Source organism: Escherichia sp. E4930 (genome assembly GCF_005845405.1).
Taxonomy (GTDB): domain Bacteria; phylum Pseudomonadota; class Gammaproteobacteria; order Enterobacterales; family Enterobacteriaceae; genus Escherichia.
The window spans coordinates 240,408-264,968 of the sequence record NZ_VCDZ01000004.1 but is presented as its reverse complement, the minus strand read 5'-3'; the positions used below and the strand labels follow the sequence as shown (position 1 = coordinate 264,968).

25 protein-coding genes and 1 pseudogene are annotated in these 24,561 nt (G+C 51.5%); 17 read left to right on the top strand and 9 right to left on the bottom strand.

The window, feature by feature from the left end; genetic code table 11:
• Nucleotides 1-4 precede the first annotated feature (4 nt).
• Genes kdpB through kdpF form a run of 3 tightly spaced genes read right to left on the bottom strand, consistent with a single transcriptional unit; the run spans nucleotide 5 to nucleotide 3,838 of the window.
• A complete protein-coding gene (gene kdpB, locus FFT88_RS08195; protein WP_135404592.1) occupies nucleotides 5-2,053 on the bottom strand; it encodes a potassium-transporting ATPase subunit KdpB in 2,049 nt (682 codons plus the stop codon).
• A gap of 22 nt (nucleotides 2,054-2,075) precedes the next feature.
• On the bottom strand, nucleotides 2,076-3,749 hold the full coding sequence (kdpA, locus tag FFT88_RS08190; protein ID WP_135404591.1) for a potassium-transporting ATPase subunit KdpA: 1,674 nt from the start codon (nucleotides 3,747-3,749) through the stop codon (nucleotides 2,076-2,078).
• Nucleotides 3,749-3,838: a K(+)-transporting ATPase subunit F gene (kdpF, locus tag FFT88_RS08185; RefSeq protein ID WP_001365534.1), complete on the bottom strand. Its 90-nt coding sequence runs from the start codon at nucleotides 3,836-3,838 to the stop codon at nucleotides 3,749-3,751. The genes kdpA and kdpF overlap by 1 nt, the downstream gene beginning before the upstream one ends.
• A 311-nt stretch (nucleotides 3,839-4,149) precedes the next feature.
• On the opposite strand from kdpF, the gene FFT88_RS08180 reads away from it, so the two are divergent.
• From FFT88_RS08180 to phrB, 3 genes are all read left to right on the top strand, one after another.
• Nucleotides 4,150-4,356: a YbfA family protein gene (locus tag FFT88_RS08180; protein ID WP_000424924.1), complete on the top strand. Its 207-nt coding sequence runs from the start codon at nucleotides 4,150-4,152 to the stop codon at nucleotides 4,354-4,356.
• A gap of 101 nt (nucleotides 4,357-4,457) precedes the next feature.
• Nucleotides 4,458-4,967: a YbgA family protein gene (locus tag FFT88_RS08175; RefSeq protein ID WP_135404590.1), complete on the top strand. Its 510-nt coding sequence runs from the start codon at nucleotides 4,458-4,460 to the stop codon at nucleotides 4,965-4,967.
• Nucleotides 4,964-6,382, top strand: a complete 1,419-nt coding sequence (gene phrB, locus FFT88_RS08170; RefSeq protein ID WP_135404589.1) for a deoxyribodipyrimidine photo-lyase — start codon at nucleotides 4,964-4,966, stop codon at nucleotides 6,380-6,382. The genes FFT88_RS08175 and phrB overlap by 4 nt, the downstream gene beginning before the upstream one ends.
• A gap of 129 nt (nucleotides 6,383-6,511) precedes the next feature.
• Here the strand turns inward: phrB and dtpD are convergent, their stop codons facing one another.
• The gene (gene dtpD, locus FFT88_RS08165) at nucleotides 6,512-7,993 is read right to left on the bottom strand and encodes a dipeptide permease DtpD (RefSeq protein ID WP_135404588.1); all 1,482 of its coding nucleotides are present in this window, start codon (nucleotides 7,991-7,993) and stop codon (nucleotides 6,512-6,514) included.
• A gap of 270 nt (nucleotides 7,994-8,263) precedes the next feature.
• On the opposite strand from dtpD, the gene ybgI reads away from it, so the two are divergent.
• From ybgI to nei, 5 genes are read left to right on the top strand one after another with little or no spacing between them, the layout of a single operon-like run.
• A complete protein-coding gene (ybgI, locus tag FFT88_RS08160; RefSeq protein ID WP_130224268.1) occupies nucleotides 8,264-9,007 on the top strand; it encodes a radiation resistance protein YbgI in 744 nt (247 codons plus the stop codon).
• 22 nt (nucleotides 9,008-9,029) lie between these two features.
• Nucleotides 9,030-9,686 carry a 5-oxoprolinase subunit PxpB gene (pxpB, locus tag FFT88_RS08155; protein WP_130215016.1) on the top strand — a complete coding sequence of 219 codons (657 nt, stop codon included), beginning with the start codon at nucleotides 9,030-9,032 and terminating at the stop codon, nucleotides 9,684-9,686.
• On the top strand, nucleotides 9,680-10,612 hold the full coding sequence (pxpC, locus tag FFT88_RS08150) for a 5-oxoprolinase subunit PxpC (protein WP_130259239.1): 933 nt from the start codon (nucleotides 9,680-9,682) through the stop codon (nucleotides 10,610-10,612). Before pxpB ends, pxpC begins: the two co-directional genes overlap by 7 nt.
• Nucleotides 10,602-11,336, top strand: coding sequence for a 5-oxoprolinase subunit PxpA (gene pxpA, locus FFT88_RS08145; RefSeq protein ID WP_135404587.1), 735 nt, complete (start codon nucleotides 10,602-10,604; stop codon nucleotides 11,334-11,336). The genes pxpC and pxpA overlap by 11 nt, the downstream gene beginning before the upstream one ends.
• 35 nt (nucleotides 11,337-11,371) lie before the next feature.
• Complete coding sequence (nei, locus tag FFT88_RS08140) at nucleotides 11,372-12,163, top strand: endonuclease VIII (RefSeq protein ID WP_135404586.1); 792 nt, start codon at nucleotides 11,372-11,374, stop codon at nucleotides 12,161-12,163.
• On the opposite strand, the gene FFT88_RS08135 is transcribed toward nei, so the two are convergent.
• Nucleotides 12,160-13,206, bottom strand: a complete 1,047-nt coding sequence (locus FFT88_RS08135) for an AbrB family transcriptional regulator (RefSeq protein WP_135404585.1) — start codon at nucleotides 13,204-13,206, stop codon at nucleotides 12,160-12,162. The two genes, nei and FFT88_RS08135, sit on opposite strands and share 4 nt — an antisense overlap.
• Nucleotides 13,207-13,446: 240 nt before the next feature.
• Complete coding sequence (gene tnpA / locus FFT88_RS08130) at nucleotides 13,447-13,863, bottom strand: IS200/IS605 family transposase (protein WP_167851614.1); 417 nt, start codon at nucleotides 13,861-13,863, stop codon at nucleotides 13,447-13,449.
• A gap of 22 nt (nucleotides 13,864-13,885) precedes the next feature.
• Here tnpA and FFT88_RS25400 point away from each other — a divergent pair.
• Nucleotides 13,886-14,697, top strand: a pseudogene (locus FFT88_RS25400) (transposase).
• Nucleotides 14,698-14,736: 39 nt separating this feature from the next.
• Here FFT88_RS25400 and FFT88_RS08115 read toward each other — a convergent pair.
• Nucleotides 14,737-15,450 (bottom strand): FadR/GntR family transcriptional regulator, encoded by a 714-nt coding sequence (locus tag FFT88_RS08115; RefSeq protein ID WP_130259016.1) that lies wholly within the window; start codon nucleotides 15,448-15,450, stop codon nucleotides 14,737-14,739.
• Nucleotides 15,451-15,712: 262 nt separating this feature from the next.
• Here FFT88_RS08115 and FFT88_RS08110 point away from each other — a divergent pair, with 262 nt between their 5' ends.
• From FFT88_RS08110 to FFT88_RS08075, 8 genes are read left to right on the top strand one after another with little or no spacing between them, the layout of a single operon-like run.
• Nucleotides 15,713-16,399, top strand: coding sequence for an RraA family protein (locus tag FFT88_RS08110; protein ID WP_135404582.1), 687 nt, complete (start codon nucleotides 15,713-15,715; stop codon nucleotides 16,397-16,399).
• 12 nt (nucleotides 16,400-16,411) lie between these two features.
• Nucleotides 16,412-17,425, top strand: a complete 1,014-nt coding sequence (locus FFT88_RS08105) for a zinc-binding alcohol dehydrogenase family protein (RefSeq protein WP_135404581.1) — start codon at nucleotides 16,412-16,414, stop codon at nucleotides 17,423-17,425.
• Between the two features lie 11 nt (nucleotides 17,426-17,436).
• Complete coding sequence (locus FFT88_RS08100) at nucleotides 17,437-18,192, top strand: SDR family NAD(P)-dependent oxidoreductase (RefSeq protein WP_130209846.1); 756 nt, start codon at nucleotides 17,437-17,439, stop codon at nucleotides 18,190-18,192.
• 14 nt (nucleotides 18,193-18,206) lie between these two features.
• Nucleotides 18,207-18,518 carry a UxaA family hydrolase gene (locus FFT88_RS08095; protein WP_135404580.1) on the top strand — a complete coding sequence of 104 codons (312 nt, stop codon included), beginning with the start codon at nucleotides 18,207-18,209 and terminating at the stop codon, nucleotides 18,516-18,518.
• Nucleotides 18,518-19,714 carry a UxaA family hydrolase gene (locus tag FFT88_RS08090; protein ID WP_135404579.1) on the top strand — a complete coding sequence of 399 codons (1,197 nt, stop codon included), beginning with the start codon at nucleotides 18,518-18,520 and terminating at the stop codon, nucleotides 19,712-19,714. The genes FFT88_RS08095 and FFT88_RS08090 overlap by 1 nt, the downstream gene beginning before the upstream one ends.
• Nucleotides 19,715-19,741: 27 nt before the next feature.
• Nucleotides 19,742-20,710: a C4-dicarboxylate TRAP transporter substrate-binding protein gene (locus FFT88_RS08085; protein ID WP_135404578.1), complete on the top strand. Its 969-nt coding sequence runs from the start codon at nucleotides 19,742-19,744 to the stop codon at nucleotides 20,708-20,710.
• Between the two features lie 59 nt (nucleotides 20,711-20,769).
• Nucleotides 20,770-21,231, top strand: coding sequence for a TRAP transporter small permease (locus FFT88_RS08080; RefSeq protein ID WP_135404577.1), 462 nt, complete (start codon nucleotides 20,770-20,772; stop codon nucleotides 21,229-21,231).
• Nucleotides 21,231-22,541, top strand: coding sequence for a TRAP transporter large permease (locus FFT88_RS08075; protein ID WP_135404576.1), 1,311 nt, complete (start codon nucleotides 21,231-21,233; stop codon nucleotides 22,539-22,541). Before FFT88_RS08080 ends, FFT88_RS08075 begins: the two co-directional genes overlap by 1 nt.
• 225 nt (nucleotides 22,542-22,766) lie before the next feature.
• Here the strand turns inward: FFT88_RS08075 and FFT88_RS08070 are convergent, their stop codons facing one another.
• Nucleotides 22,767-23,828, bottom strand: coding sequence for a fimbrial protein (locus FFT88_RS08070; protein ID WP_135404575.1), 1,062 nt, complete (start codon nucleotides 23,826-23,828; stop codon nucleotides 22,767-22,769).
• Entirely contained in the window at nucleotides 23,825-24,559 is a 735-nt protein-coding gene (locus tag FFT88_RS08065) for a molecular chaperone (protein ID WP_130214990.1), read from the bottom strand. Before FFT88_RS08065 ends, FFT88_RS08070 begins: the two co-directional genes overlap by 4 nt.
• Between the last annotated feature and the right edge of the window lie 2 nt (nucleotides 24,560-24,561).

Genomic DNA, 24,561 nt, shown 5'->3' with positions numbered 1-24,561 from the left:
AACCTCACACCAGACCGCAAACGGTCAGCAGTAAATCAATGACTTTGATACCAATAAACGGCACCAGTAGCCCGCCCAGACCGTAAATCCATAAGTTACGGCGCAACATGGCAGAAGCGGTAAGCGGTTTATAACTCACGCCTTTTAATGCCAGGGGAATCAAAAAGACGATAATCAAGGCGTTGAAAATGACCGCACTGAGAATGGCGGAGTCGGGCGAATGCAGGCGCATGATGTTCAGCGCATTTAGCTGCGGATACGTTGCCGCGAACGCCGCCGGAATAATGGCGAAGTATTTCGCCACATCGTTGGCAATGCTGAAGGTGGTCAGCGAGCCACGGGTCATCAGCATCTGTTTGCCAATATGCACCACTTCGATCAACTTGGTCGGGTTAGAGTCCAGATCCACCATATTGCCCGCTTCTTTCGCCGCCTGAGTACCGGAGTTCATCGCCACCGCGACATCGGCCTGCGCCAGCGCCGGAGCATCGTTGGTGCCGTCGCCGGTCATCGCCACCAAACGGCCTTCCGCCTGATACTGACGGATCAATGCCAGCTTGGCCTCCGGTGTCGCTTCGGCGAGGAAATCATCAACACCCGCTTCCGCAGCAATGGCGGCGGCAGTCAGACGGTTATCGCCGGTAATCATCACCGTTTTAATGCCCATGTGGCGTAGTTGCGCGAAACGCTCTTTAATGCCGCCTTTGACGATATCTTTCAGCGCAATAACGCCCAGCACACGAGAACCTTCCACCACCACCAGCGGCGTGGCTCCCTGACGCGCAACCTGATCGACTTTTTGATCAACATCGGCAGGGAAGTGACCACCGTTAGCCTCAACATGGCGGCGAATGGCATCGACAGAACCTTTACGGATCATGCGGTTGTCGATGTTGATCCCGCTCATCCGGCTTTGCGCAGTAAACGGTACAAAGGTGGCATGGAGCGACTGCACATCGCGCTCGCGCAGGTTAAAACGCTGCTTGGCGAGGATCACAATACTGCGGCCTTCCGGCGTTTCGTCGGCCAGCGAAGCCAGTTGTGCGGCGTCGGCCAGCGTTTTTTCCTCTACGCCCTGCGCGGGGATAAACTCCGATGCCTGACGGTTACCCAGCGTGATGGTGCCGGTTTTATCCAGCAGCAGGACGTCAACGTCACCTGCCGCTTCAACGGCACGTCCACTGGTGGCAATCACATTCGCGCCCAGCATCCGACTCATCCCGGCGACGCCGATCGCTGACAACAGGCCGCCAATAGTGGTTGGGATCAGACAGACCAGCAGCGCCACCAGTACCGTTACACTGACTGCATTACCGCCCCACGCGGAAAACGGCCACAGCGTGGCGGTTGCCAGTAAAAAGACGATAGTCAGGGCAATCAGCAGGATGGTCAGGGCAATTTCGTTCGGCGTTTTACGTCGCTGCGCGCCTTCCACCATCGCGATCATCCGATCCAGAAACGTCTCGCCGGGGTTAACGCTGCACTCAATCACCAGCCAGTCAGAAAGAATGCGCGTGCCGCCGGTGACGGAGGCAAAATCGCCGCCGGATTCACGGATAACCGGTGCCGATTCCCCGGTGATGGCGCTTTCATCGACCGATGCGCCCCCTTCAATGACTTCACCATCGCAGGGGATAATATCGCCAGCTTCTACCAGTACGATATCGCCTTTACGCAGTTGATCGGCGGGAACTTTGTCCGCCGCAGCGCCATATTTCGGTTCGCGCAGCTTGCGGGCAAAGGCAGTTTTTTTCACCCCTTTCAGACTGTTGGCCTGCGCTTTACTGCGGCCTTCAGCCAGCGCCTCGGCGAAATTAGCGAACAGTACGGTGACCCACAGCCAGCCGCTAATTGCCGCGCTAAACAGCGCATTGCCAGGCATCGCACCGCTTGCCATCGCGATGCTAATACAGGTGGTCAGCAGACTGCCGATCCAGACGATAAACATCACCGGATTGCGCCATTGCGCCTGCGGGTTTAATTTTTTCACCGCTTCTTTCAGCGCCTGAACGACAAGTGTTGGTTCGAATAGCGCCAGTTGTTTACGACTCATATTCAGTGCTCACTCAATATCATCAGGAGAGATATTCCGCCACCGGACCAAGCGCCAGGGCAGGGATAAAGGTCAGTGCGCCAACCAGCAACACGGTGCCGATTAACAGGCCAACAAACAGCGGGCCGTGCGTTGGCAGCGTGCCGGAGCTGGCGGGTTGGCTCTTTTTACTCACCAGCGAACCGGCAATTGCCATCACCGGGATAATCACCCCGAAGCGACCGACAAACATGCACAACGCCAGCAAACAGTTCCAGAACGGAGAGTTGGCGCTTAATCCGGCAAAGGCGCTGCCGTTGTTGTTGGCGGCGGATGACACTGCGTACAGCACTTCGCTAAAACCGTGTGGGCCAGGGTTGAGCATGGCGCTACGTCCTGCGTCGATCATCATCGCCAGCGCTGCGCCCATCAGTACCAGCGTCGGGGTGACCAGAATCGCCAGCGCGGTCAGTTTCATCTCGCGTACGTCGATTTTTTTACCCAGATATTCCGGTGTACGACCAATCATCAGCCCGGCAATAAACACCGCCAGCAGGACAAAAAGCATCATGCCGTAAAGACCAGAACCGACACCGCCGAATACCACTTCACCAATTTGCATCAGCCACATCGGCACCATGCCACCGAGAGCGGTAAACGAATCATGCATCGCAATCACCGCGCCACAGGAAGCCGCCGTAGTCACGACCGCAAACAGGCTACTGACCAGCACGCCGAACCGGCTCTCTTTACCTTCCATATTGATGCTGCTGTCCGCGCCCAGTGCCAGCAGATGAGGATTACCCTGAACTTCTGCCCACATCACCACGCCTACGCAGATGACAAAAATCACCGACATCGCCCACAGCAACATGCGCCCCTGACGGCGATCGCCCGCCACTTCGCCAAAGGCAAAGCACAGCGCTGTTGGGATCAAGAAGATCGCCAGCATCTGCACGAAGTTGGTCAGTGCGGTCGGGTTTTCAAACGGATGAGCCGAGTTGGCATTAAAGAAGCCACCGCCGTTAGTACCGAGCATCTTGATCGCTTCCTGAGAAGCTACTGGCCCCATGGGTAACAGCTGTTGTGCTCCTTCAATGGTCGTTACGGCCTGATAAGGCTGAAAGTTTTGCAACGCACCTTGTTGAATAAAAAACAGCGCGATCAACAACGCCACAGGGGCTAACACCCATAACGTGATGCGTAGCAGATCGACCCAGGCATTCCCAAGTGTGCTCATGCTCTGGCGGGTAAACGCGCGGATAAGGGCAAAAATCACCGCAATCCCGCTGGCGGCAGAAAGAAAGTTTTGCACCGTTAAGCCCGCCATCTGGCTGAAATAGCTCAACGTGGTTTCACCGCTATAAGATTGCCAGTTGGTATTAGTGACAAAGCTGACGGCAGTATTCAGCGCCAGATCCCACGACAGCCCCGGCAACTGCTGTGGATTAAGCGGCAGATAGTGCTGACCGAGCAACATAAAAAACAGCACTACCAGTCCCAGCATGTTCAGGCCGAGAATGGCACAGAGATACTGCTTCCAGTTCATCTCACGGTCAGAGACGCCAAGCGCGCGAAAGAGTATGCGTTCAACGCCCGTCGTACCAGGAAGAGGGATGTCATTAATCAGCTGCGCCAGCCCACTGCCTAAAGGGCGCGCCAGCACCATCAGCACCAGTAAAAACGTGGCGATCAGTAAGAACCCTTGCGCAGCCATCAGAACGCCTCCGCATTGATCAGGGCATAAACCAGATAACCCAGTAATAAAAACACCAGCAATACGCCAGCTATCACGCCTGCACTCACAGTGCACCTCCAGTGGCCTAAAAGTGATACCGGAAGGGTAGAATTCTCGCTGCAAAGATTTCGCAAAAATCTGCGGGCGGGGTGTAAAAAAAGTATAAAAATGGCAAAAGCCATAATTTAACTAATGATTAGTATTAATTTAACTTTCATGTAACTTAATTACACGGTGAATGTAAATAAACCATCAATAAGCAAAAATAAGTGGTCGGATGAGTAGTAAAATTACACAAAAGGCGGTACTATTTTCATCAGATAAACAAATTCATTTTCCGGTGCCATTCACCGGGTAGATACAAAAAGGGGAGAAAAGTATGGAACTCTACAGAGAATATCCTGCATGGCTTATCTTTTTACGCCGTACTTATGCGGTTGCAGCGGGCGTTCTGGCGCTGCCTTTCATGCTTTTCTGGAAAGACCGCGCCCGCTTTTACAGCTACCTGCATCGCGTCTGGTCGAAAACCAGCGATAAACCGGTGTGGATGGATCAGGCCGAAAAGGCAACCGGTGATTTTTACTGATTGCTGAGTTCTGAATACATTGAAAACCGCCAGCGGAAACGCTGGCGGTTTTTTTCTTTTCGCCGTCTACACTTACTCCTGTAAACCGTTCAGGAGCAGTAATGAATCAGCAACGATTTGATGACAGCACTCTAATCCGTATCTTCGCGCTTCATGACTTACATCGACTGAAATCACACGGCTTAACGCGCGGAGCGCTTCTCGATTATCACAGTCGCTATAAACTCGTCTTTCTGGCTCATTCCCAGCCGGAATACCGCAAACTTGGCCCGTTCGTGGCTGATATTCACCAGTGGCAAAATCTGGATGTTTTTTACAACCAGTACCGCCAACGCGTAATTGTTTTGCTTTCTCACCCCGCCAACCCGCGCGATCACACCAACGTTTTGATGCACGTTCAAGGGTATTTTCGCCCGCATCTTGATTCCACAGAACGCCAGCAGCTGGCGGCGCTTATCGACAGTTATCGCCGTGGCGAGCAACCGCTTCTTGCGCCGCTGATGCGTATCAAACACTATATGGCGCTTTATCCTAACGCCTGGCTTTCAGGGCAGCGTTATTTCGAACTTTGGCCACGTGTGATTAACTTGCGCCATGCAGGAGTTTTATGACCACCCATCTGGTCTGGTTTCGCCAGGATTTACGTCTGCACGATAATCTCGCGCTGGCTGCCGCCTGCCGCAATTCGTCTGCACGCGTGCTGGCGTTGTATATCGCTACATCACGCCAGTGGGCGGCGCATAACATGTCGCCGCGTCAGGCTGAACTTATCAATGTTCAACTGAACGGGCTACAAATTGCACTGGCGGAAAAAGGTATTCCTTTATTGTTCCGTGAAGTGGATGACTTTGTCGCCAGCGTCGAAATAGTTAAACAGGTGTGCGCGGAAAATCGTGTTACCCATCTGTTTTATAACTATCAGTATGAGGTGAATGAGCGGGCGCGGGATGTGGAAGTTGAAAGAGCGCTGCGTAACGTGGTGTGTGAAGGATTTGATGACAGCGTGATCCTGCCGCCGGGCGCGGTGATGACTGGCAATCATGAGATGTACAAAGTCTTTACGCCGTTTAAAAACGCCTGGCTAAAACGGCTGCGGGAAGGGATGCCGGAGTGCGTCGGTGCACCAAAAGTTCGTAGTAGCGGATCAATAAAGCCCGCGCCATCCATTACGCTGAATTACCCTCGTCAGTCTTTCGATACCGCGCATTTCCCGGTGGAAGAAAAAGCGGCGATTGCGCAATTACGCCAGTTTTGCCAGAACGGTGCCGGAGAATATGAGCAACAACGAGATTTTCCGGCAGTGGAAGGCACCAGTCGTTTGTCCGCCAGCCTGGCAACGGGCGGGTTATCGCCTCGCCAGTGTTTGCATCGCTTGTTGGCGGAACAGCCGCAGGCGCTGGACGGTGGGGCCGGTAGTGTCTGGCTTAGTGAGCTGATCTGGCGCGAGTTCTACCGCCATTTGATGACGTATTATCCTTCGCTGTGTAAACATTGTCCGTTTATTGCCTGGACGGAGCGTGTGCAGTGGCAGCGCAATCCCGCCCATTTTAAAGCCTGGCAAGAAGGTAAAACGGGATACCCGATTGTTGATGCTGCCATGCGTCAGCTTAATAACACCGGCTGGATGCATAATCGTCTGCGGATGATTACTGCCAGTTTTCTGGTGAAAGATTTGTTGATCGACTGGCGCGAAGGCGAGCGGTATTTCATGTCACAACTGATTGATGGTGATTTGGCGGCCAATAACGGCGGCTGGCAGTGGGCCGCTTCTACCGGAACCGATGCTGCGCCGTATTTTCGTATTTTTAACCCGACAACCCAGGGCGAGAAATTTGACTGCGAAGGCGAGTTTATCCGCCAGTGGGTACCGGAGTTGCGCGATGTACCAGGGAAAGCGGTGCATGAGCCGTGGAAGTGGGCGCAGAAAGCGGGCGTGAAGCTGGATTATCCACAGCCGATTGTCGATCACAAAGAGGCGAGGCTGCGAACGCTGGCAGCGTATGAGGCGGCGAGGAGGGGGAAATAACAGACTCGTGCCCAGATGCCGGATGCGGCATGAACGCCTTATCCGGCCTGGCAAATAGTGCAAATTCAATGGGCCATCCAGGCCTGATAAGACGCGTTAAGCGTCGCATCAGGCATCGGTGTTGGCGTATTAAGACTCCAGCGCCAGCGCACGGTTTCTGAACTTCAGCGCCTGATACAGCCAAATCATCAGCACCAGTCCTACACACGCCAGCGCACCCCAGGTGATTTGATCAAACACTTCTATATACGCATTGATGGAGTAATTGAGCGCCCCGGAAGCATCAAACGAAGCTTGCGATGTTTGATCGGCAATGACGCCCGCCAGATAGTTAGCAATCGCACCGGAAAGCAGCATGTAAATGCCGGTTAATACGCCGGTCACGCCGGGGATTTCAATACGCGTAATTTGCGACATAGCAACCGGATCGATAAACAGTTCGGCAAACCCCATCACTGCCAGACCAAGCACCATCAGCGGCAGGGAAGAGTGGCCATACATTGCAGACCAGCGGGCGCTTAAGCTCAGAATACAGAACCCGGCGCTCATCAGGCCGAGGCCAAGAGCAAATTTTCCCCAGATGCGCACGGTACGATTACCCGCGACGCTTTCTTTAACCACCCACGCCAGGAACACACCGCACGACATCACAGCAAAAGCATTAATCGACTGGAACATGGCGGTCGGAACGCTATAACCGAAAATATCGCGATTAACGAAGCGGTCGATATAAAGGCTAATCGAGCTGCCGCCCTGTTGTGCGAAGGCCCAGAACAACATGCTGAAGAAGGTGAGCGTCACAATCAGCCCCAGCTCCTTACGTTGTTTCTGGTTTTCTGCTTTGCGATAAATTTTCGCCAATACACCCAAGCCAATAATAGTCGCGACAATTAAGGCGTATACCGACCACTCTTTCCAGAACAGTACAGTAATCAGCGCAGGCGTTGCGACCAGCAGAACCAGCAGCCATCCCCAGTTCGGCAGGAGAAAGTTTGTCGCACGCAGCACCTTTTTGTTAACGCCGCGGGTATGTGTGAAATGACGATTGCCGCATAAGAAAATGACCAGACCCGCGATCATGCCAACCGCCGCCAGGCCAAAGCCCATCGCCCAGCTGTACTCTTCCTGGGCGTAACCACAGGCGATAGGGGCAATAATCGATCCCACGTTACCCGCCGCATACATCAGCGAGAAACCGCCATCGCGACGTGGATCGGTCGGTTCATACAGTTCACCAAGCAGGCAACTGACGTTGGATTTAAACAGACCATAGCCACAAACGATAATCGCCAGCGACAGATAGAGGAATGACGGGTGGATTTCGCTGGCGCCCAGCACCACATGCCCGACTGCCATCAACAACGCCCCCAGCATTACCGCCATACGGTTGCCGAGCACTTTATCCGCCAGAAAACCGCCGAGGATCGGCGTGACATACACCAGCGAACAGTAGGCACTGAATAACGCGTAAGCGTGGGTGTCGTTGTATTTCAGTTGATTGGTGAGATAGAGAATCAGCAAGGCACGCATGCCGTAGAAGCTAAAATATTCCCAGATTTGTAGCGCGACAACGTAGTAGATAGCGCGCGGCTGTGATGCGTGTTTATTCATAATAATTCCGCGGTTGGATGCGACACCACGTAATAGTTGCGCGGCGTGCGTGTGTTTCCTTAAAGTTAAAACTCTGATACAGATCTGATTATTTATGCAATATGCTGTCTGATTGCATAAATATACATGAACTATGCATTTATGAGATAAACAATTTGCGCCTTTTGGCGATGGGTTTGTTTCTTAATATGTCGAAAGATTGGCTATCGACGAACAGGCGAGGGAACGCTATGTTAACGGAGTAGCTATCAGAATATGGAAGGCGCAATGATGAAAAACACCGAACTGGAACAACTGATTAACGAGAAATTGAACAGCGCGGCGATAAGTGATTATGCGCCGAATGGTTTGCAGGTGGAAGGCAAAGAGACGGTGCAAAAAATTGTTACCGGTGTCACCGCCAGCCAGGCGCTACTCGATGAAGCGGTACGCCTGGGCGCTGATGCGGTCATTGTGCATCATGGTTATTTCTGGAAAGGGGAATCGCCAGTAATTCGCGGTATGAAGCGTAACCGCTTAAAAACATTGTTGGCGAATGATATCAACCTGTATGGCTGGCATCTGCCACTTGACGCACATCCTGAGCTGGGCAATAACGCGCAACTGGCGGCGTTACTGGGGATCACGGTCATGGGCGAGATCGAACCACTGGTGCCGTGGGGCGAACTGACCATGCCGGTACCGGGGCTGGAACTGGCCTCATGGATTGAAGCGCGTCTGGGACGCAAGCCGTTGTGGTGTGGCGACAACGGCCCGGAGGTAGTACAGCGCGTCGCCTGGTGCACCGGTGGTGGGCAAAGTTTTATTGATAGTGCCGCGCGTTTTGGCGTGGATGCTTTTATTACTGGCGAAGTTTCTGAACAGACCATTCATTCAGCCCGCGAGCAGGGATTGCATTTTTATGCTGCGGGTCACCATGCCACTGAACGCGGTGGTATTCGCGCGTTGAGCGAGTGGTTGAATGAAAATACCGATCTTGATGTGACCTTTATTGATATTCCTAATCCTGCATAACGAATAGTCAGAGGGATCGAAAGTGCAACGAGCGCGTTGTTATCTGATAGGTGAAACGGCGGTAGTGCTGGAACTGGAACCGCCGGTGACGCTGGCCAGCCAGAAACGGATCTGGCGGCTGGCCCAGCGTCTGGTGGATATGCCGAATGTCGTTGAAGCTATTCCCGGCATGAACAATATCACGGTGATTTTGCGTAACCCTGAATCGCTGGCGCTGGACGCCATAGAGCGTTTGCAACGTTGGTGGGAAGAGAGCGAGGCGCTGGAACCTGAGTCTCGCTTTATCGAAATTCCGGTGGTTTACGGTGGCGCAGGCGGGCCGGATCTGGCGGTGGTTGCGGCGCATTGTGGGTTGAGCGAAAAACAGGTTGTTGAATTGCACTCCTCCGTGGAATACGTGGTCTGGTTTTTAGGTTTTCAACCAGGATTCCCGTATCTCGGGAGTTTGCCGGAACAACTACACACGCCACGGCGCGCTGAACCGCGCTTGCTCGTTCCGGCAGGTTCTGTCGGGATTGGCGGGCCGCAGACCGGTGTTTATCCACTGGCAACGCCGGGCGGCTGGCAGTTGATAGGTCATACTTCGCTCAGTCTGTTTGACCCGACGCGTGACGAACCTATCTTATTGCGTCCGGGAGACAGCGTGCGCTTTGTGCCGCAGAAGGAGGGAGTATGCTGAAGATTATTCGTGCGGGGATGTACACCACCGTGCAGGATGGCGGCCGCCACGGTTTTCGCCAGTCGGGTATCAGCCACTGCGGCGCACTGGATATGCCAGCGCTACGCATTGCTAACCTGCTGGTGGGTAATGACGCCAATGCCCCCGCGCTGGAGATCACGCTCGGTCAGTTAACGGTTGAGTTCGAAACTGATGGTTGGTTTGCCCTGACGGGCGCAGGTTGCGAGGCGCGGCTGGATGATAATGCTGTCTGGACTGGCTGGCGCTTGCCGATGAAAGCAGGCCAGCGTTTAATGCTTAAACGTCCACAACATGGTGTACGTAGCTATCTGGCGGTGGCGGGCGGTATTGATGTGCCACCAGTGATGGGGTCATGCAGCACCGATCTCAAGGTGGGGATTGGTGGGCTGGAAGGGCGTTTACTGAAGGATGGTGACCGACTCCCGATTGGCAAAGCGAAGCGTGATTTTATGGAAGCGCAGGGCGTTAAACAGTTGCTGTGGGGTAACCGCATTCGCGCCTTGCCGGGGCCGGAATATCATGAGTTCGATCGCGCCTCGCAGGATGCATTCTGGCGTTCGCCCTGGCAGCTTAGCTCGCAAAGTAACCGGATGGGCTATCGCTTACAGGGGCAAATCTTAAAACGCACCACCGATCGCGAACTGTTATCTCACGGTTTGTTGCCTGGCGTGGTGCAGGTGCCGCATAACGGGCAGCCCATTGTGTTGATGAACGACGCGCAAACTACCGGCGGTTATCCGCGCATTGCCTGCATCATTGAGGCTGATATGTACCATCTGGCGCAAATTCCGCTCGGTCAGCCGATTCATTTTGTCCAGTGTTCACTGGAAGAGGCACTGAAAGCGCGGCAAGATCAGCAACGTTATTTCGAACAATTAGCGTGGCGGCTGCACAATGAAAATTGACCTGAACGCCGATCTGGGCGAAGGGAGTTCCAGCGATGCGGAACTTTTAACGCTGGTTTCGTCGGCCAATATTGCCTGTGGATTTCATGCAGGCGACGCGCAAACCATGCAGGCAAGCGTGCGTGAAGCCATAAAAAATGGTGTCGCGATTGGCGCTCACCCGAGCTTTCCCGACAGGGAAAACTTTGGACGTAGCGCCATGAAATTGCCGCCGGAAACGGTTTACGCCCAGACGCTGTATCAAATTGGCGCACTGGCAGCGATTACTCGTGCAGAAGGTGGCGTGATGCGCCACGTCAAACCCCACGGCATGTTATACAACCAGGCAGCGAAAGACGCACAACTGGCAGACGCCATCGCCAGAGCCGTTTACGCCTGCGATCCGGCATTGATTCTCGTCGGGCTGGCAGGAAGCGAGCTGATTCGTGCAGGCGAACGATATAGCCTGGTAACGCGCGAGGAAGTGTTTGCCGATCGCGGCTATCAGGCCGACGGTTCGCTGGTGCCGCGAAGCCAGCCAGGCGCGTTGATTGAAAACGAAGAACAGGCGCTGGCGCAAACGCTGGAGATGGTGCAACACGGCAGAGTCAAAAGTATCACCGGCGAATGGGCAACGGTCGCGGCGCAGACTGTCTGCCTGCATGGCGACGGCGAGCACGCACTGGCGTTCGCCCGCCGGCTACGATCTGCATTTGCCGAAAAGGGGATTGTTGTCGCAGCATAATCCCTCTGAACAAAGAATGAAAAAAGGATATCACCATGCCTGAAGGCCCGGAGATCCGCCGTGCAGCGGATAACCTGGAGGCGGCGATCAAAGGCAAACCACTGACCGATGTCTGGTTTGCCTTCCCGCAGTTAAAACCTTATCAATCACAACTTATTGGTCAGCATGTCACTTATGTGGAAACGCGCGGAAAAGCGTTGCTGACCCATTTTTCGGATGGCTTAACGCTCTATAGCCATAACCAACTCTATGGTGTCTGGCGCGTGGTTGATACCGGCGAAGAGCCGCAGACCACGCGGGTGTTGCGGGTTAAGCTGCAAACAGCCGACAAAACCATTCTGCTTTATAGCGCCTCTGATATTGAAATGTTAACGCCGGAACAACTGACTACGCATCCGTTCTTACAACGCGTTGGCCCCGATGTGCTGGATCCGAATCTGACGCCGGATGTGGTGAAAGATCGGTTATTGTCGCCGCGCTTTCGTAACCGTCAGTTTGCCGGGTTACTGCTTGACCAGGCGTTTCTGGCAGGGCTTGGCAATTATCTGCGCGTGGAGATCCTCTGGCAGGTTGGGTTGACCGGAAGTCATAAAGCGAAAGATCTCAACGCGGCGCAACTGGATGCGCTCGCACACGCGTTATTGGATATTCCGCGACTTTCTTACGCTACGCGGGGGCAGGTGGATGAAAATAAACATCACGGGGCGCTGTTCCGTTTTAAGGTTTTTCATCGTGATGGCGAACCGTGCGAACGCTGTGGCGGCACCATTGAGAAAGCCACGCTGTCATCGCGCCCGTTTTACTGGTGCCCTGGTTGCCAGCACTAGGCCGACCGCTTCGGCGCATAGGTTGAAATAAACCGCGCAATGGCTGGCCCCGTCAGCAAAATACTGAACAGGCGCAGGGTTTGCATCGCCATAATGAGCGCCATATCAGCATTGCTCCCTGCGGCGATGACCGCCACTGTATCTAGTCCGCCGGGGCTGGTGGCGAGGTAGGCGGTCATAAAATCAATATGCATAAACCGGGTCAGCCCCCACGCCATACCCGCACAAATAGCCAGCAGAGCAAAAATCGACAGCAGGATTTGCGGCAGCGGACGCAATGCCCGCAGCAAGATTTGTTTATCGAAGCCCAGACCAATTCGCCAGCCAATCGCCATATAAGCTATCGCCAGCAGCCATTCCGGTAACTCAATCGTGATGAACTCGCCAGACTGGAGCACCGCACCTGCCAGCATCGGAAAAAGCATCGTGCCGGAAGGAAGACGTAGCAGGCATCCCGCCGTACCGGCAACGACCGCGAGCAAAATCGTAAGCAGGAGATTAATGCTCACTGGCGGAAACCATACCATCTGCTGGTTAACCGCTTCAGCGTTATCGCCCAGCATCATTCGGGTAACCAGAACAGCGGCCCCCGCGACGAACAGTACCCGCAGATACTGCATAAACGCCACCAGGCGGATATCTGCGCCGTAATCCTGCGCCATCGCGACCATTGCCGCCGCACCACCAGGCGAGGAGCCCCAGGCACCTGTATTTCCGGGCAGTGAGCTATAGCGCACCAGTAACCATCCCACGATAGCACTGGAAAGCAGCGTCACCAGCAAAATAGCTAACACAATCGGCCAGTTAACCGCCAGCGTGGTCAGGATCGAACCGGTCAGGTTTTGCGCAATCATGCAGCCAAGAATGGCCTGCGCAGCGAGAAAAGCGGAGCGGGGGAGTTGCAGGGTAACCCCGCGCATACTGAAGATGATCCCGGCGAGCATCGGCCCAAGCAGGAGTGCCGCCGGGAGATGTAAAGCGAGGAAGCCAATAGAAAGGAGAAGTGACAGAACACATAACATTCCCCACTGTAGCACTGGCATCCGTCACTCCCTGTTTAACTTACCTTTGGTGTATCGATACAGCATAAAGAATGCGCCTTAACGAAAAAATAGCGGTAATCAAGAAAAAGACAGATTTTGGCTAAAGGGCGTATTAAGTACCGTTGTCTCCCTCTCGTTTGTAAAAGAGGGAAGAGTAAACGATTGAACTGAAATAAGTCTTATCCAGTGCGCCGTAAAACCCCGTTCTTCAGGGCGGGGATATAAGGCGCGGTTTTCCACCTAACCAGGTGTTTGCTGTTGTTCAATGTATTGGCGGATGACGGATATTGGCGCACCTCCGCAGCTACTGGCAAAATAGCCGGGACTCCACAAAACGCCTTTGTAGTAATACCTGACTGCAATATCTGGTCGATCTCGTCGCAGTAACCTACTCGATACGCCTTTGAGGCTGTTTACCAGACTGGATATCGCCAGCTTGGGTGGATAGTTAATTAACAAATGGACGTGATCTTGTTCGCCATCCATTTCAACCAGTTCAGCTTCAAAATCAGCACATACATTTGAAAAGTAAGTGCGTAGTTTTCCTGTCGCGTCATAGTCAAAAATCTGACGTCGGTATTTGGTGACAAAGACCAGGTGAACATGCATGGGAAAAACACAGTGCCTTCCACGCCGGATATCGGTTTCTTTTTTCATAGACCAAAATATAATTTGACCGGTGAAACGACTACAGGCATTTAAATTCCAGTTAAGACCCGGTGGTCAACAGGAGCGTGAAATGAGGCGCTTCGCAGGCGCATGCCGTTTCGTTTTCAATCGTGCTCTGGCACGTCAGAATGAGAATCATGAGGCCGGTAATAAATACATCCCTTACGCGAAAATGGCTTCCTGGTTGGTTGAGTGGAAAAATGCCACTGAAACGCAATGGCTTAAAGATTCACCCTCACAGCCATTGCAACAGTCACTGAAAGACCTTGAGCGAGCTTACAAAAACTTCTTCCAGAATCGGGCTGCTTTTCCCCGATTCAAAAAGCGGGGACAGAATGATACATTCCGCTACCCGCAGGGCGTTAAGCTCGATCAGGAAAACAGCCGTATTTTTCTGCCGAAACTGGGCTGGATGCGCTACCGGAATAGCCGTCAGGTCACGGGTGTTGTGAAAAATGTCACTGTCAGCCAGTCCTGCGGTAAGTGGTACATCAGTATTCAGACAGAAAGTGAAGTATCAACTCCGGTTCACCCTTCAGTATCAATGGTCGGACTGGATGCTGGCGTGGCGGTCAGATACTGGCTGTTCCGCCAGCGTACACAAGCCAGCGTTGCGCGTGCTGTGGTCATACAGCGAAAGAAAATCGCCTGTCACAAAGTAAATTCAGATGCCAGGTATGTGGATATACAGCGAACGCCGATGTAAACGGCGCTCGTAACATTTTAGCGGCGGGGCACGCCGTTCTTGCCTGTGGAGGGATGGTGCAGTCAGGCCGCCCGTTGAAGCAGGAACCCACCGAAATGATTCAGGCGACAGCCTGAACGTAGTAGGGATCCACGTCCTTCAGGGCGTGGAGGATGTCAAGGCGAGGAATTATTGATCAGTGCACTGACCGGGCTGTCGAAGTGTGATTTCATGGCTTGAGTCGCCGTTTCGACATCTCTGGCACACACAGCGTCGCAGATTTTCTGGTGTAGTGTGATGATGTGATTGCCATACTCTTTCTGATCGCTTTGGGCGCTTAAGCCTTCCTGGATGGATTGCCGCAACTGCTGATGTAATGCCTGCAATAACATCATAAAAAGCGGATTTTTTGAGGCAACGGCGAGTAACTGATGGAAGCGGATATCATGGGTGATAAAGCTTTCAACATCATCGAACTGTTCGCGAATTTGCGCCATTTCGGCGCGCAGACTGGCAAAATCTTCCTCTTCGCCATTACGGGCAGCTGCTTCCACGACGCCCAACTCCAGCCAGCGGCGTACTTGCAAAATTTGCTCTGTTGTCACTTGTTCGGTCGCCAGGGCAAATCCAAACACTACGCGCAGCACTTCATCATCAAATTTTTTGATTCGTGGCACTTTACCGCTGTGCGTTTCCAGAATCCCCAGGGCGGCAAGTGAACGATAGGCCTCACGCACAATACCCCGACTGACACCCAATTTCTGAATCAACTGAACTTCACTGGGAACTGGCATCCCCGGTGTCAATTTTTGTTCGGCGATCAGATTAAGAATATGATTTTTGACCTGTGACGATAACGTTACGCTGGTCAATAACGCACTCTCACTCATTTTTACTCCTGTTGTACTTTTTCCTGGTCGGTAAAATCCAGAATACCGGGACTGTATCCTTCATATTTTCCTCCAGAACCCTTGATTATCAATAGACTACTGCGCCTGTGCGCCCGCCATGCAGTGCGAATCAAAGACATATTGTGTGAAAGAGTGGCGAAGAAATAGTAAATACACAACTTTTTCGTGACGCCCTTCGCAGTATTGTGCGCTTTTTCTTCTTACCCTGTAAACCTGTTAAACAGGCTTACAGGTAAATGTGATGTGGAAGAGTGATAACGAACTTTTTGCGTTGATGAAAACCCGGCTATTTACCGCCGTGGTTGGCGATATTCTCGACACGCTGGGCTATATGCACCAGTTTGTTTCTCCGGCAATCAAGCCGCTGGATGTGAATATGGTGGTGGCAGGCCGGGCAATGCCGGTGCTGGAGTCGGACGTTTACGAAACCAAATCGACGTCGGGTAAGACGGCGATTGGCGAAAAACCGTTTGGCATCATGTTTGAAGCGCTGGATGCCCTCAAAGAGAACGATGTTTACATCACTACGGGCAGCTCTCTGCGCTATGCGTTGTGGGGCGGGTTGATGTCTACCCGAGCCATGCATCTGAAAGCAGCAGGTGCGGTACTCGATGGTTACGCCCGTGACTCTGCTGAAATTCTTGAACTTAAATTTCCCACCTTTTGTCATGGCACTTACGCACAGGATCAAGGTCCGCGCGGCAAGGTCATCGATTTCGGCGTACCCATCGAATTTCACGGTGTGCGGGTGAATCCGGGCGATATCGTGTTTGGCGATCGTGACGGATTACTGATTATTCCCCAGGCCGTTGAGAAAGAAGTTATTAGCCAGGCCCTGGAAAAAGTGGCAACTGAAAGTGAAGTGCGCAAAGCCATCAGTGATGGCATGAGCACGGTACAGGCCTTTGAAACCTTCGGCGTAATGTAAGGAGAGCAACGAATGAAGGCATTAACCATTGAGCAGGGAAGTCAGGCGCGATTTGTTGATATCCCCGAACCGGTCTGCGGGAAAGGAGAAGTGCTTATCAATGTTGAGCGTGTTGGGCTGTGTGGCTCTGACCTCAATACCTGGCGGGGGCTGAATCCGCTGGTTAATTATCCCTGTATTCCGGGGCATGAAATTGGCGGCACGGTGCTGGCAACTGGCGATATGGCGGGTGCGATCAAGCCAGGTGACCGGGTGGTCGTACTGCCGTGCACTGAGTGTGGTGTGTGCAGCTCCTGTCTGAGCGGTCGTCCTAACGCCTGTAAGAACAACCAAACTCTCGGTGTGCAACGTCAGGGTGGGATGGCGCAACAACTGACGATGCCTGCACATAAAGTCATTGTCTGTAATGCCTTAAGTGTTGATGAGTTAGCGCTGGTAGAACCGCTGGCCGTGGGGCTACATGCGGCCAGACGTGCGCAAATTAACGTGGGTGAATGGGTCGCAGTTATCGGTTGTGGGGTAATTGGCCTTGGCGCTATCGCCGCGGCATCCGCCATGGGGGCGCGCGTAATTGCTATCGATATTGATGATCGCAAGCAGAACATTGCCCAGGCGTGCGGTGCGCAACGTTTTCTTAATTCGCAGCAATGTGACGTGGCGGCAGAACTGGCGCTGTTAAATGACAGTCGCGGCCCGGAAGTGGTGATTGAAGCGGTGGGTAATCAACAAACCATTGAACAGGCTACAGGGTTGGTGGCGTTTAGCGGTCGTGTGGTTTATGTCGGTTACGCCAAACAGCCAGTGAGTTATCAGAGTGCGCAGTTCCTGATGAAAGAACTGGATATCCGTGGTTCGCGCAATGCCACCGTGGCGGATTTTCGTGCCGTGCTGGCATTGATGGAGTCCGGGCGTTATCCGGTCAGCAATCTGGTGAGCGCTCACTATCCGCTGGAACAGGCTGATCACGCTTTTAGCGACTGGGCAAGTGATCCCGGCGCGTATACCAAAATCCTCATTGACCTTTAAGGAGCGACACCATGAATGCTTTTTCTTTACATAACAAAACCGCGCTGATTACAGGGGCGGCCAGTGGACTGGGGCTGGCAATGGCCAAATGCATGATAGTCAGCGGGGCGAAGGTCATTATTGCTGACCTGAACAGCGAGCTGGCACAAGCTACCGCCGGAACATTGGGGTCGCAGGCCAGTTGGATACAAATGGATGTCGGGGATACCGCAGCCGCGCAGGAAAAAGTTGATGCGCTTATTAGCGAACACGGGGCTATCGATATCCTGGTCAATAACGCAGGCAATCACTGCAAAAAACCGATTGAAGAGATGAGCGTCAGTGATTTTGAGTCAGTACTCGACGTTCACGTAGTCGGCGCATTTGCGTTAACCAAAGCGCTGGTGCCGCATATGAAACAACGCGGTCAAGGCTGTGTGCTTTTTACTGCATCGATGACCTCATTTCTTGGGCAGCCTCTGGTTACTGGTTACAGCGCAGCGAAGTCAGCCTATCTCGGCATGATTCGCGGTATGACCACGGAGCTTGCCGGACACGGGATTCGCGTCAACGGTATTGCGCCAGGCTGGATTGATACGCCGATGCTGCGTAAGGCCATTGAAGGTGATGACGAACGCCGTAACAAAATCCTGGGGCGTACACCGATGAAAAAATTTGGCAAGCCGGAAGATATCGGTTGGGCTGCGGTTTATCTGGCTTCAGACGCAGCGGCGTTTGTCAGTGGTCAGGTGCTGGTGGTGGATGGCGGCGCATTGATCGGCTTCTGATGTACGGAGGAATTATGCGCAAACGTGCGTTAAAGCTACATGCCAAAGATAACTGCGTAGTCGCGCTGAATGACATCGCCAGTGGCGATATTGTCTGGTGGGATGAGGGGGAAATGGTGGCCTGTAGTTCCGTCACGCTGGGTCACAAACTGGCCTGCGAAGCGCTGAACAATGGTGATTCGATTCTGAAATACGGTGCCATTATCGGACATGCCACTCGCGATATTGTCATGGGTGAGCATGTGCATTCCCATAATCTTGCCAGCAATGCCATCGCCATTTTTCATCATGATGATGCCGGCTATCAGCCAGAGGAAAAAGCATAATGGAAGGTTATGTACGGCAAAAGGGTCGACCGGGTATTCGTAATACTGTGCAGGTAATCTTCATGGTGGAGTGTGCCAGCCATGTTGCTAAAAAAATTGCCGAAGGATTTCCTTGTCACGATGTGCAGTATTTTGGTTTTTCAGGTTGTTATCCCAGCGATTACGGCTATCGGCTGGTGAAAAATCTGGCGACTCATAGCAACGTAGGTGGTGTACTGATTATTTCGCTGGGGTGCGAGAATTTCGATCGCCGTCGGCTGGAGCAAGAAGTACGAGAAAGTGAGCGACCGTGCCATACGCTGGTCATTCAGGAAAATAAAGGTACGACCAACACCATTACTCTGGGTAAGCAGTTGGTTGCTGAAATGCTGGAACAGCTTGCGGATACACCGCGTTGTACTCTGAACTGGAGCGACCTGGTGGTGGGGACTATCTGCGGTGGTTCCGATGGCACCAGTGGTATCACGGGTAATCCGGCAGTAGGACGCGCCTTTGACCAACTGCTGGAGAAAGGGGCTACCTGTATTTTTGAAGAAAGCGGGGAGCTGCTTGGTTGTGAGCAGCATATGATGTCGCGTGCGGGTAGCCCGCAGGCACGTGATGCCATCGAAATGGCAATGACAAAAGCAGAGCGTTATTACAGTTTGATGGGGCTGGGGAGTTTTTCTAACGGTAATGCTGAAGGCGGCTTAACCACTCAGGAAGAAAAATCCCTCGGGGCTTATACCAAGTCGGGCGATGCGCTGATTGCTGGCGTTATTTTACCGACGCAACAAACGCCCTTTCCTGGGCTTTGGTTGATGGACGTGGTGCCTGATGGTGAACCTCGTTTTGGTTATCCGAATATTAATGACTCATCAGAAGCACTGGAACTTATCGCCTCTGGCTGTCATATGGTGTTATTTACCACAGGTCGCGGGTCAGTTATTGGTTCCGTGATCGCACCCATTATTAAAGTGTGTAATAACCCGCAGACGTGGGAGCATTTATCTGACGATATGGACGTTAATGCCGGACGTGTTATTAGCGAAGGCGCAACGCTCGACGATATTGCAGACGATATTATGCAGGTGATTGAACATGTCGCCAACGGTCAATATTGTGCCGCAGAACGACTGGAACATCAGGAGTTTGTTTTAACGTATAAAGCATTTGATTACAGCAAAAGTGCAGTCTGTCGGGCAGATCCCCGTTAATCGATAAAGCTCTTACAGGTAATAATAATGAAAAAATTACTGACGCCCTTTTTATTTCTTTTCGCTTTATTAAGTCCGATGCTGAATGCCGCACCGGTCACTATCAAAATCGCCTATGAAAGTAACCCCGGCGAGCCAGCGGATACAGTAGTGAAGCACTGGGCAGAACTTGTGAAGAAAAAAAGCAATGGAGATATTGTTTTCGAACTTTATCCAAGTTCACAATTAGGTTCTAAACAAGATATTACAGAGCAAGCGTTGATGGGGATGAATATTATCACCATCAGTGATGTTGGTTTTTTAACTGACTATGATGCAGACCTGGGAATATTATTTGGGCCTTATTTAACTGAAGATCCGCAGAAACTGTTTGCGATTTATGCCAGTGACTGGTTTAAACAAAAAGAACAGAAACTGCGGGAAAAAGGCGTGCATATTGTCATGAGCAACTATCTGTACGGCACCCGACAGATCATTGCTAAAAAACCAATTCGTACACCAGAAGACCTGAAAGGGATGAAGATCCGCGTGCCGAATAACGTCATGCAGATTAAAGCCATTGAAGCAATGGGCGCAACCCCAACGCCAATGCCGCTGGGCGACGTTTATCCGGCGCTGACTCAGGGGATGATCGATGGTGTGGAAAACCCGGTTTCTGTTCTCTATGGGCAAAAACTGCATGAGCAGGCTAAATATCTGTCAATGGTGAACTATCTGACCAATACATCATTATGGTTGGGTGGCGAAGCGTTTTTCAGTACCCTGACGTCTGCGCAGTTAGATATTATTCACCAGACAGCGTATGAAGCCGGTTTATATAGCCAAAAAATTACCACTGAGCAGGATGCGGCAATGTTGAAAACCATGCAGGAGCAGGGTGTGGAAATTATCTATCCTGACGTGGCCCCTTTCAAAGAAAAAGCCTTAAAAGTCTATCAACAATTCCCGGAATGGACCCCTGGTTTATATGACACTATTCAGCAACAGCTGAAATAACTTCATGGCATAAGGACAGGTCGGTGTTTCGGCACCGACCGTTAAGAGCAGAGGTGTTTATGCGTCTTTTAGGGAAAGTGATTGAAGTTGCTGCGGTATTAACGCTCTTTATATTGGTAATCATGACCATTGCTGCGGTAATAATGCGTTACTGTTTTCATATGCCATTACAGTGGACAGAAGAAGTTTCCGGTTTATTAATGATTTGGGTAGTCATGTTTGGTGCGGTCGTTGCCGAACGAGATAATACCCATTTGTCGATTCCATTTTTAGCTGATGCACTGACACCACGCTGGCAACGTGTTTTAACGTTATTTGTCTCTCTGATATCTATTATTTTACTGATTGTTATGGCCTGGTCAGCATGGAAATTAGCTGCCGGAACAGCATTTAAAACTACGCAAATATTAAAAATATCCTGGTTTTGGATCGATATTGCGGTCACGGTTGGTGCAATCGGAATCGCCTGTTTTACTGCCTTACACCTGATCAAGAAAACCCCGCGCAAGGAAGGTGAATAATGACCACATTGAGTGAATTACTGGCGGGAAGCTGGCTGGATAACTGGCTGATGATCATTCCGCTTATGTTCATCTGTTTATTTATCAATATGCCGGTATGGCTGGCGATGTTTTGCGGCATTCTGACCTACTTCCTTTGCTATTCAAACGTGCCGTTAATGGTGGCAATTCAGCGTTTGATTGCCACGACGCAAACCCCTTCGCTGTTAGCTATTCCATTTTTTATCTTATTAGGCACGTTAATGAGCTATACCGGTATTGCCGCACGTATTTTGCAAATTGCCAACGTGTTGATTGGCAGAATGCGCGGTGGTCTGGGTGGGGCTAATATTCTGGTCAGTACCATGATGGGCGGCGTCAGCGCCTCAAACCTGGCGGATGCCGCGATGTTATCGCGCATGATGGTGCCGGAAATGGAACAGAAAGGCTATTCCCGTGGCTTTGCGGCGGTGATAACGGCTTGTGGTTCGCTGATTACACCAATCATTCCACCGGGTATTGCGCTGATCCTGTATGGACTGGTGGCGGATGTCTCCATCGGTTCCATGTTTATGGCCGGGATCCTGCCCGGTCTGCTGTGTTCCGCTATGTTGATTGTCACTGTATGGCTGGTGGCTATTCGTCGCGGTTTAAAACCTTCCAGCGAACACTGGCCAAAACCGAAAGAAGTGTCAGTGGCGCTGGTGCAGGCCTGGCCTGCACTGTTTTTAATCGTTGCGGTTATCGGTGGCATCCGGGCAAATATCTTCACGCCAACAGAAGCCGGAGCCGTAGCAGTATTATTGGTAATGTTTATTGGTTTTGTAATTTATCGCGAACTGAAAATCAGCCATGTATTTACTGCACTCTCTGAGACGGCGCGTTCCACGGCATCGGTCATGTTAATCATTATGGCGAGTGCGGCACTGGGCTGGATATTTTCCCTTGAGCGGGCCGGTATAACAGTTGCGGAGTTTGTGACCTCTCTGACCGACAATAAATACGTCTTTTTATTGATTATTAATCTATTGCTGCTGGTGCTTGGCATGTTCCTTGAAGGCAGCGCCATCCTGCTGATATTAGTCCCATTACTTAAACCCGTGGTGGCTCATTTTGGTATTGATCCGGTGCATTTTGGCATCATTATGATCCTCAACTTATCGTTAGGAACGTTATCACCACCTGTCGGAACGGTGATGCTGCTGGTATGTAATACCGTACAGGTTTCTGTCGGGCAATTTATGCGTGAAGCGGTGCCATTACTGATCAGTCTTATTTTACTTCTGTTGGTCATTACCTATATTCCGGCAATATCTTTACTGCTGGTTTGAACAATAAATATAATACCCTTTGATTGAGTATGACCCCCGTGATTTTTTCGGGGGTATTTTACCAGGAGGCTTTTGCATTATTTTTTCTATGGTTAACCGATGGGGTGTTTTTTAAAATAATTTAGAGTATATGCTGGTTAGAAAACGTTCTGACCAGAAGGCCAGAACGTTGATAACAATATAACGACAGTGATACACACAACGTTCTATCCGCGTGAATAGAATTTAGTTGTAGTTAATTTTGAACAGCACCACGGTATCAAAGGGGCCGGGATCAATGGGTGTGCCACTTATAGATGACAGCTCTGCCGTATAGGTTTTTTCATAGACCAGCATGTCGCTGGTAAAGTCGGCGTATTCAGAATATTTATTGAATGTATAGGGTGAAGAATTTTCATCCAGCACACGCAGTCGTAGCCCATTACCCACGAGCAGCGCCTGATCGCCTTCCACCAGTGTTTCTTCGGTATAAAACGAAGAACTGACTTTGAAGCCATCAGTGCACTCAGCATTTTGGGTTTTGGTCGTTTTGATAGAGAACGTTTTTGTCATATTGTGGCGGCGAATATCCAGCACGTTAAATTTACCAAAATCGATGACCTGATTATTGGGGGTAATGGCGAAGTCGACACTGCAGTCAAGAACGCGAATATTTTCCAGCCCATAGATGTGATATTTCAGGTTTTTAGCCGAGGGATCTTCGTTGACGCTGCCAGCGCCATCAAATTGTACGACAGTGTAATCGCTAAGGGTGCTTTGATAATCGTGTGGCGGCATTTCGCGTAGTTTGACGTACAGTCGCATACGCGCCATGAACGTTCGCGATTTACGGATATTTGTAGGATCACCAGAGCAAATTTTATTTTGCCATCCCATTGCGATTATTTGCTCTGGCGTATACATGTCAATTTTTTTACTGTCGATACATTGGTTAGTATCGATACGGCTTTTTCCGAGGCTGGCGTCATAATCAGCGCCGTTATAGGTTACACCGAGCTGATAGTAACGATCCTGCATGCCGGGGTAGGGGTTTACCCACGCGTATACATGCTCACTTTCGAAATCACCGTTGGTATTGTTATCACAATAGACGGGGATTTTAATATCATCGGATTCCCAGATTTTATCTCCCGGTTTGGCGTTAGCCGGGACGGCGAATGGCATAATCGTTTCTGATTTTTCCACTGCGCCGCCTGAGGCGCCAAAATAACAGTCCAGCGCCAACGCGTTTTTTAAGGGCAGAAATAACAAGCAGGCAATGAGTAACAGTCCTTTGCTTATACTCATTGTTTATCCTCCACCACGCGCTGCATTTTGCATTGCCCCTGACAGTTGAGCGTCGTCATACGTAACGCGCCATAGTCATCCATATAGCCAAGATAAAACTGGTTGCCGTTATAGTTACCCGTACTGGCAATTGCCGAAGCAAAAGGCGCTATGAGCGTACTTTTAAAGCCGGGTAGAATGCCTTTTTTATCGCGGCCAAGATAGGCGATGGTCAGGTAATAAGGGGTCGGGTTTTTCAGGGTAAGCTGATTATTCTGCTGGCTGACCTGTAACTGTAATTCCACATGCTCGCCCGATTTTTTGCGTAATCCGGCGGGCCGCCAGAACAACTTTATACGGCTCTGGATAGCAACCTGAAGAATGGCATGACCGGTTGCTTTTTCCGGGGCTGGGGGGATCTCGCGCAGATTATAGTAAAACAGCGACTCACGATCGGTCGGTAATTGGCTAGTGGAAGATTGCTTGACAATACGCGCCTGCGATGTCGCTTTCGCTTCCAGACGTTGGATTGGCGGCAAGGCTACGAGGAAATCATCGCTTTTATCCCCTTTGTCATTTTCTATCCATGAGTATGCGAGATAGGGAAGTTTATCGCTGCGATTTTCTATCCGCAGGCTGGTCGCTTTATCATTGGCGTTAAATACGATACGAGTGCGATCGGGCTGTAAGGCGGCATGGCTGCATAAGCTCACGATCAGCAGAATAAGGGGCATTCCTTTAAAAATTGTCATTG

Bases quoted from the DNA above. Each gene is read 5' to 3' on its own strand.
- kdpB (WP_135404592.1), bottom strand. From the start codon at position 2,053: ATGAGTCGTAAACAACTGGCGCTATTCGAACCAACACTTGTCGTTCAG.
- kdpA (WP_135404591.1), bottom strand. From the start codon at position 3,749: ATGGCTGCGCAAGGGTTCTTACTGATCGCCACGTTTTTACTGGTGCTG.
- FFT88_RS08180 (WP_000424924.1), top strand. From the start codon at position 4,150: ATGGAACTCTACAGAGAATATCCTGCATGGCTTATCTTTTTACGCCGT.
- FFT88_RS08175 (WP_135404590.1), top strand. From the start codon at position 4,458: ATGAATCAGCAACGATTTGATGACAGCACTCTAATCCGTATCTTCGCG.
- phrB (WP_135404589.1), top strand. From the start codon at position 4,964: ATGACCACCCATCTGGTCTGGTTTCGCCAGGATTTACGTCTGCACGAT.
- dtpD (WP_135404588.1), bottom strand. From the start codon at position 7,993: ATGAATAAACACGCATCACAGCCGCGCGCTATCTACTACGTTGTCGCG.
- ybgI (WP_130224268.1), top strand. From the start codon at position 8,264: ATGAAAAACACCGAACTGGAACAACTGATTAACGAGAAATTGAACAGC.
- pxpC (WP_130259239.1), top strand. From the start codon at position 9,680: ATGCTGAAGATTATTCGTGCGGGGATGTACACCACCGTGCAGGATGGC.
- pxpA (WP_135404587.1), top strand. From the start codon at position 10,602: ATGAAAATTGACCTGAACGCCGATCTGGGCGAAGGGAGTTCCAGCGAT.
- nei (WP_135404586.1), top strand. From the start codon at position 11,372: ATGCCTGAAGGCCCGGAGATCCGCCGTGCAGCGGATAACCTGGAGGCG.
- FFT88_RS08135 (WP_135404585.1), bottom strand. From the start codon at position 13,206: ATGCCAGTGCTACAGTGGGGAATGTTATGTGTTCTGTCACTTCTCCTT.
- tnpA (WP_167851614.1), bottom strand. From the start codon at position 13,863: ATGAAAAAAGAAACCGATATCCGGCGTGGAAGGCACTGTGTTTTTCCC.
- FFT88_RS08115 (WP_130259016.1), bottom strand. From the start codon at position 15,450: ATGAGTGAGAGTGCGTTATTGACCAGCGTAACGTTATCGTCACAGGTC.
- FFT88_RS08110 (WP_135404582.1), top strand. From the start codon at position 15,713: ATGTGGAAGAGTGATAACGAACTTTTTGCGTTGATGAAAACCCGGCTA.
- FFT88_RS08105 (WP_135404581.1), top strand. From the start codon at position 16,412: ATGAAGGCATTAACCATTGAGCAGGGAAGTCAGGCGCGATTTGTTGAT.
- FFT88_RS08100 (WP_130209846.1), top strand. From the start codon at position 17,437: ATGAATGCTTTTTCTTTACATAACAAAACCGCGCTGATTACAGGGGCG.
- FFT88_RS08095 (WP_135404580.1), top strand. From the start codon at position 18,207: ATGCGCAAACGTGCGTTAAAGCTACATGCCAAAGATAACTGCGTAGTC.
- FFT88_RS08090 (WP_135404579.1), top strand. From the start codon at position 18,518: ATGGAAGGTTATGTACGGCAAAAGGGTCGACCGGGTATTCGTAATACT.
- FFT88_RS08085 (WP_135404578.1), top strand. From the start codon at position 19,742: ATGAAAAAATTACTGACGCCCTTTTTATTTCTTTTCGCTTTATTAAGT.
- FFT88_RS08080 (WP_135404577.1), top strand. From the start codon at position 20,770: ATGCGTCTTTTAGGGAAAGTGATTGAAGTTGCTGCGGTATTAACGCTC.
- FFT88_RS08075 (WP_135404576.1), top strand. From the start codon at position 21,231: ATGACCACATTGAGTGAATTACTGGCGGGAAGCTGGCTGGATAACTGG.
- FFT88_RS08070 (WP_135404575.1), bottom strand. From the start codon at position 23,828: ATGAGTATAAGCAAAGGACTGTTACTCATTGCCTGCTTGTTATTTCTG.
- FFT88_RS08065 (WP_130214990.1), bottom strand. From the start codon at position 24,559: ATGACAATTTTTAAAGGAATGCCCCTTATTCTGCTGATCGTGAGCTTA.